We start from the raw sequence: 211 nt of genomic DNA, 5'->3' as shown, positions 1-211 counted from the left end.
GCATCATCACGTGCTTGAGTCAGCTCAGCAAGTTCTGTTGGCGTGATTAAACCATCTGATTCTGCATCTGCTAGTGCTTGCTCTGCCTCAGCATATGCTGCTTCAGCCGCCTCTACTGCTTCTGTCGCTTCTTCAAGTGCTGCAACTGCATCATCCACACCATCTTCGTTTTCATCATTTACTGCTGGTAAAGTGATATCAACCAGATCAT

The 211-nt window shown here is 46.9% G+C and carries 1 protein-coding gene; it reads right to left on the bottom strand.

Annotation, left to right across the window (positions count from 1 at the left end):
- A partial coding sequence (locus AC1M9J_RS14885) for a GA-like domain-containing protein (RefSeq protein ID WP_481952583.1) occupies nucleotides 1-211 on the bottom strand: 211 nt, incomplete at both ends.

It is taken from the genome of Acinetobacter sp. ANC_7588, from assembly GCF_056783995.1.
Note: the sequence above shows the minus strand (reverse complement) of the source record. Positions and strands in the feature narration are given on the sequence as shown.